6 protein-coding genes are annotated in these 6,476 nt (G+C 54.6%); all 6 read left to right on the top strand.

The features are described from left to right. Window positions 1-241 precede the first annotated feature (241 nt). The 6 genes from A0G03_RS11140 to A0G03_RS11115 all read left to right on the top strand — a co-directional run bounded on the left by A0G03_RS11140 (window position 242) and on the right by A0G03_RS11115 (window position 6,475). Window positions 242-1,183, top strand: coding sequence for a D-ribose ABC transporter substrate-binding protein (locus tag A0G03_RS11140; protein ID WP_048259848.1), 942 nt, complete (start codon window positions 242-244; stop codon window positions 1,181-1,183). Between the two features lie 44 nt (window positions 1,184-1,227). Further along, window positions 1,228-1,860 (top strand): DUF2291 family protein, encoded by a 633-nt coding sequence (locus tag A0G03_RS11135; protein WP_048259849.1) that lies wholly within the window; start codon window positions 1,228-1,230, stop codon window positions 1,858-1,860. Window positions 1,861-1,937: 77 nt separating this feature from the next. Beyond that, a complete protein-coding gene (locus A0G03_RS11130; RefSeq protein WP_189315205.1) occupies window positions 1,938-3,413 on the top strand; it encodes a sugar ABC transporter ATP-binding protein in 1,476 nt (491 codons plus the stop codon). Between the two features lies 1 nt (window position 3,414). Continuing rightward, complete coding sequence (locus tag A0G03_RS11125) at window positions 3,415-4,512, top strand: ABC transporter permease (RefSeq protein WP_048259850.1); 1,098 nt, start codon at window positions 3,415-3,417, stop codon at window positions 4,510-4,512. 195 nt (window positions 4,513-4,707) lie between these two features. Next, entirely contained in the window at window positions 4,708-5,538 is an 831-nt protein-coding gene (locus A0G03_RS11120) for a transketolase (RefSeq protein ID WP_048259851.1), read from the top strand. Further along, window positions 5,531-6,475, top strand: a complete 945-nt coding sequence (locus tag A0G03_RS11115; RefSeq protein WP_048259852.1) for a transketolase family protein — start codon at window positions 5,531-5,533, stop codon at window positions 6,473-6,475. The genes A0G03_RS11120 and A0G03_RS11115 overlap by 8 nt, the downstream gene beginning before the upstream one ends. Window position 6,476 lies beyond the last annotated feature (1 nt).

Raw genomic sequence — 6,476 nt, 5'->3', positions numbered from 1 at the left:
TTTATTATGACGGACTTTCTTGTCCGTCACCCTGCGAGCCGTTGCTGACGCAACATTAAAAATTTCTCCCACGTTTCTGTTTTTCCCCCATCCCCACCGTTATCTCCTCGCGCAAATGTAAACAATTTGTGAGCTGCCTCGCTATTCCTGTTTTTGCTGTTGGACAATTTTTCGGTTGGTTGTAAAACTTCATTTGAATGTTAATTCAATATTGAATATATATTCAAACAGGAGAATAACAATGAAACCTTACCGTCTGAAATCCTCCCTGCTAGCCATCATGTTTTCCCTCTCTGCTGGCGCGTTCGCCGCAGATAACGGCCTGATCGCCATTATTACCCCTTCACACGATAATCCGTTTTTTAAAGCGGAAGCCGAAGGTGCCAGAACTAAAGCCATCGAACTGGGGTACACCACGCTGGTGGCTTCGCATGACGATGACGTCAGCAAACAAAACCAACTGATTGAAACTGCGATTGCCCGCAAGGCGAAAGCCATCATTCTGGATAATGCAGGGGCTGATGCCACCATTGGCCCGTTGAAGAAGGCGAAAGCTGCTGGCATTCCCGCTTTCCTGATTGACCGTGAAATCAATGAAACCGGCGTGGCTGTGGCGCAGATCGTTTCCAATAACTATCAGGGCGCGCAGCTCGGCGCGGAGAAATTCGTTGCACTGATGGGCCAGAAAGGCAAGTACGTCGAGTTGATTGGTCGCGAGTCGGACACCAATGCGCACGTCCGCTCGCAGGGCTACCACGATGTGATCGATCAGTACAGCGACATGAAGCGCGTCGCTAGACAAACCGCGAACTGGAGTCAGACGGAAGCGTTTACCCGCATGGAGGCCATCTTGCAGGCGAACCCCGATATCACCGGTGTGATTTCCGGCAACGACACCATGGCGCTAGGTGCAGAAGCGGCGCTGAAAGCGGCGGGGCGTCACGATGTGATTGTGGTGGGCTTTGACGGCAGCGACTACGTACGCGATTCCATCATCAACAAAGGCAATATCAAAGCCACAGTGCTGCAACCCGGCTGGCAACAGGCGCAGATGGCGGTTGAACAGGCGGATTACTACCTGAAAAACGGCAAGGCACAGCACGATGAAAAACAGCTGATGGACTGCATTCTGATCGATGAGTCTAACGCGAACAAACTCAACACCTTTGCGTTGAAACCGTAATCGAGGCAGCGGGCGCGTGAGCGCCTGCTAATAGAGGAGTCGTTATGTTGTTTGATGAACGATATCGCGCTGGTTGGGTTGGGCTCTGCGCCTTACTGCTGTCTGCCTGTACGGTGGTCGATCTGGATGAGAACGGTAAGCCGATTATTCCGGTCGATCCAGCGGCTACGCCAGGCTATAGCACCATGACACCAGAGAGCATCGCGACTGCGCTGTGGCAACCCACACTGCTCCCAGCGGCACAGCAGCAGGCGCTATCCTGGGATGAGCTGAAGAAAGCACAGGCAGCGCTGGAGGGAACCGCACGTAAAGCCGTCTACGCCCGGATTCAGGGCACGGTCAGCGGGATTGACCGGGAAAGTCGCGAAGGAAAATTGACGCTTGAGGTGCAAGGTGACGTCGTCACGCTTCAGTTAGGGCCCATCGTCAAAGGCAATGCGATTCGTGATGCGGCAGGGTTTATCCGTTTTGATGATTTCAAGAATCAGGTGCAGTTTGCCCAACTGGCACGCGCGCTGAATAACAAAGCGATCGCGTCGTTACCAGCGTTGGATGCAAGTGTGCAGGGTAAATCCGTTAATGTGCTGGCGGCGCTGGTGTTGACCAAGCAGGACATCAGCGATGCCGTGCCGATGACGCTAAATTTGACCGGAGCGAGCAGCGGAGGGACGCAATGATGGAACGTTCAGATGCGGCTATGCAACCAGACGCGGTTCGCCGACCCGAAATAGTGATGGCGACCCGAGGTATTACGATGTTGTTTCCCGGCACCAAAGCACTGGATAACGTCGATTACAACGTTTATCGCGGCAAGGTCAACGTGATCATTGGTGAGAACGGGGCGGGTAAATCGACGTTGATGAAGATTCTGGCTGGTGTGCAACAGCCGACGTCTGGCCAGATTCTGTTGAATGGCACCGCGGTGCGTATCGCGGATACGCGCGATGCGGCGTCGAAAGGCATCGGCATGGTGCATCAGGAACTTAACCTGTCCGAGAATCTGAGTGTGGCGGAGAACATCTTCCTGGGGCGGGAACGGCAAAAGGGCGTTGCACCTATTGATTATCTGGGACAGGAGCGGATTGCTGCGGAGCTGATGGCGCGTCTCGATCAGGACATTTCGCCGCGCACCGAGGTTGCCAGCCTGAAAGTCGGCCAGCAGCAGTTGGTGGAAATCGCCAAGGCGCTGGCAGATCAGGCCGACATTCTGATTCTGGACGAACCGACCTCCGCGCTAAGCAAAACCGAAGTGGAGATTCTGTTTCGCGTGATCCGCGAGCTGACCCGCCAGAATGTTTCCATCATCTACATTTCGCATCGGTTGGAAGAGCTGATGGCGATTGGCGACTACATCACTATCCTGCGTGATGGCTGTTTTCAGGCGGAAGCGGCGGTCAGCGACATTGACGTGCCGTGGATCGTTCGGGAAATGCTCGGTGGTGACCCTGTCACCAGTTTCCTGCATCCGGATAGAACGTTCGGTGCGCCGATATTGGAGGCTGAACACCTTACCTGCCTCAATGATGCAGGGCATCAGGTTGTTAACGATGTCTCGCTGATGGTTCGTGAAGGGGAAATCGTCGGTATTTACGGGCTGATGGGGGCAGGACGCACCGAACTTTTCGAGTGTCTGCTGGGTATTCAGAATGATTATCTGGGCAAGATTTATCTCGATAGTAAGCCCGTTAGCCCACGCCTTTCTACCGCGCAGCGCATTCGTATGGGAATGAGTCTGGTGCCGGAAGATCGCAAAAAAACCGGTATCTTTCCGCTCTCGTCGGTGGCGTCCAATCTCACCATTGCTAGCCTGTGGCGGCGGCTGAAATACGGAATGGCAATCTTCCAACGACAGGAGCAAGAGGTGGTTGCCAGCACGATTGGGCGGTTAGCGATCAAAGTGTCTTCGCCCGAGGTGGAAATTCAGGCGCTGAGCGGCGGCAATCAGCAAAAAGTGGTGATTGGCCGCTCGTTGCTGACCAGCCCGAAGGTGCTGTTACTGGACGAACCGACGCGCGGTATTGATGTGGGGGCCAAGGCCGATGTGTTTGAAATGATGGTCGGGCTGTCCGAACAAGGCATTGGTGTGCTGTTTTCCACCTCGGATCTGAAAGAGATTATGGCGGTATCGGACCGTATTTTGGTGATGTCGAATGGCAAGCTGACGGCGAATATCGTTCGTCAGTCGGCCAGCGAGTCGGCATTGGTTTCGGCAAGTGCACAAGGGTTCTGACATGAAAACGACTCACCTTCCGGCAGCGTCGGGCGCGCTATCACCGGGTAAGTTTGTACGCTCACGAGAGAGCATTCTGCTGTTGATTCTTAGGCTACGTACGTTTATCGCGCTGTTCCTGATTCTGGGGTTCTTTGCCTTCACGGTGCCCGGATTTTTGGCGACAGGCAGCCTGATCATCATGGTGAAGCACATTGCTATCAATGCGTTTCTGGCATTAGGGATCACGTTTGTGATCATTACCGCCGGGATTGATCTGTCAATCGGGGCCACGCTGGGGCTGTGCGGTATGGTGGCGGGTTACATGATTACTCAGGGCATTGTGCTGCCTATGTTTGGCATCGCGATTTTCCCCAGCGTGTGGGTCATTGTGCCCGTCGTATTGCTGATTGGTGCGCTCATCGGTGCCATCAACGGCTGGATTATCACGCGGTATAACGTTGCGCCCTTTATCTGCACGCTGGGCACGATGTATATCGTGCGTGGGGCATCGATGCTGATTTCCGGTGGAGAAACGTTCCCAGGCTTAGGTGGTAATCCGCAGTTGGGCAATACCGGTTTTGAGCTAATTGGTTCCGGCACGATTTTGGGATTACCGCTCGCCATCTGGCTGATGTTGGTACTGGCTCTGGTGATTGCCTACGTGGCACGTCGCCTGCCGTTTGGTCGCCATGTCTATGCGATTGGCGACAACGAACGTGCCGCTGAGCTTTCCGGCGTCAAGGTTCGTCAGGTCAAAGTCTGGGTCTACACCATTTCCGGCTTCTGCGCGGCTATCGCGGGCATCGTGGTGTCCTCTCAATTGGTCGCCAGCCATCCGGCGACGGGCACCGCTTTTGAAATGAACGCGATTGCTGCTGTGGTTCTCGGAGGAACCTCATTAGCGGGCGGACGCGGGACTATTCTGGGTACGCTAATTGGCGCGTTTGTCATCGGGATTCTTGCCGACGGACTGGTGATGATGGGCGTGAGTGAATTCTGGCAGATGGTAATTAAAGGCATCGTCATTATTGTGGCGGTGATTATCGACCAGATGCAAAACCGTATGCAGCACAAGGCCACGATTGTGTCACAGAAGGCCGCAGCGGAAGGGACATAGCTAGGTGTCGATAGCGCGTTAAACGTAAGTCGTACTTTAAGAGTAAATAGTACTTCAAGAGCAAATAGCATGGGGCGTTGGGTTGTGGCGGGAGCGATGTCGGTAGACATACCGAGGCCTGATTTAAGCGCAATTTTTTTTGATTTAATATGAATAAATATTCGTTTTTGAGTAAAAATTCAAGCGAGGTGAGGTATGAATCCGTACTCCTTGTCGGTGGAGGCGCTGACGCACAAAGCCCGCGCCATTCGTCGCCGCATTATTCATCTGAATGCCAATAGTCCGGCTGGCGGACATACGGGTGCAGATCTGTCACAGGTGGAGATTCTGACGGCGCTGTATTTCCGCATTCTGAACTGTGCGCCGGATCGCCTTCAGGATCCGCAGCGTGACATTTACATCCAGTCAAAAGGCCATGCGGTTGGCGGTTATTACTGTTGCCTGGCAGAAGCGGGCTATTTTCCGGAGTCGTGGCTGGCAACCTATCAGCACCCTGATTCGCATTTGCCGGGGCATCCGGTCAAGCACAAGACGCCGGGGATTGAGCTGAACACGGGGGCGTTGGGACACGGGCTGCCGGTTGCCGTCGGCATTGCGTTGGCTGCGAAACGTGACAACAGCCCGCGTCGAGTGTTTGTACTGACGGGCGACGGCGAGCTGGCGGAAGGCAGTAACTGGGAAGCGGCGCTGGCGGCGGCGCATTACCAGTTGGATAACCTGATCATCATCAACGACAAGAACAAGCTGCAACTGGCAGGAACGACCTGCTCCATCATGAACACGGATCCGCTGGCGGAAAAGTGGCAGGCATTTGGCCTACAGGTGACGGAATGCGCGGGTAATGACATGCGCTCGGTGGTGGAGACGTTGGAGAATCTACCGCGCAATGGCAAGCCGAATGTGGTGATTGCGAATACGGAAAAAGGGGCGGGCGTATCGTTTATTCAGGGGCGGGCTGAATGGCACCATCGGGTGCCGAAAGGCGAAGAAATAGCACTGGCGTTGGAGGAATTAAAAGATGAGTAGCGCAGAGCATCTGGCAACCGTCATGGTCGAGCAGTTCATTAAGGCCGTCGAACAGGGGATTGATGTAGTGCCTGTGTTGGCGGATTCGACCTCCACGGCGAAGATTTCGCCGTTCATACAGCGTTTTCCCGACCGCATCGTCAACGTCGGGATTGCAGAACAAACGATGGTGGGGACGGCGGTAGGGCTGTCCATCGGCGGCAAGATTGCGGTGACCTGCAACGCGGCACCGTTCCTGATCTCCCGCGCCAACGAACAGCTCAAAGTCGACGTTTGCTACAACAACAGTAACGTTAAGCTGTTTGGGCTAAATGCGGGTTGTAGCTACGGCCCACTCGCCAGCACGCACCACAGTATTGATGACATCGCGGTGCTGAGAGGGTTTGGCAATATTGAGATCTACGCGCCATCCAGCCCGGAAGAATGTCGCCAGATTATTGATTATGCGTTTGCGCATCAGGGGCCAGTCTATATTCGCCTCGATGGGAAACCGCTGCCTGCTTTGCATGATGAGCACTATCGCTTTGTGCCGGGACAGATCGATGTACTGCGCAAAGGCCGTGATATCACGCTGGTCGGGTTGGGGTCGACCGTACATGAAATTGTGACGGCTGCTGAATTATTAGCAGAAAAAGGACTCTCCGCTGCGGTGGTTAATCTTTCCTCTATCCGACCGTGTAATACTCAGCAATTGCTTGAAATTCTGAGCGAAACACCTCGCGTCATCACCGTCGAGGAACATAACGTCAACGGCGGTGCAGGTAGTCTGGTTGCGGAAGTGCTGGCGGAAGCGGGCAGTGGAATTCCTCTGGTACGGCTGGGGATTCCTGATGGTCAGTACGCGATTGCTGCCGATCGGAGCGCGATGCGGGCGCATCACGGGCTGGACGCGACGGGCATTGTCAACGCGGCACTGCGTCTTTGTCCGGGAGGCTGAT

Source organism: Pectobacterium peruviense (assembly GCF_002847345.1).
Lineage (GTDB): Bacteria > Pseudomonadota > Gammaproteobacteria > Enterobacterales > Enterobacteriaceae > Pectobacterium > Pectobacterium peruviense.
The sequence above is the reverse complement of the archived record's forward strand: the minus strand, read 5'-3'. Positions and strand labels throughout refer to the sequence as shown.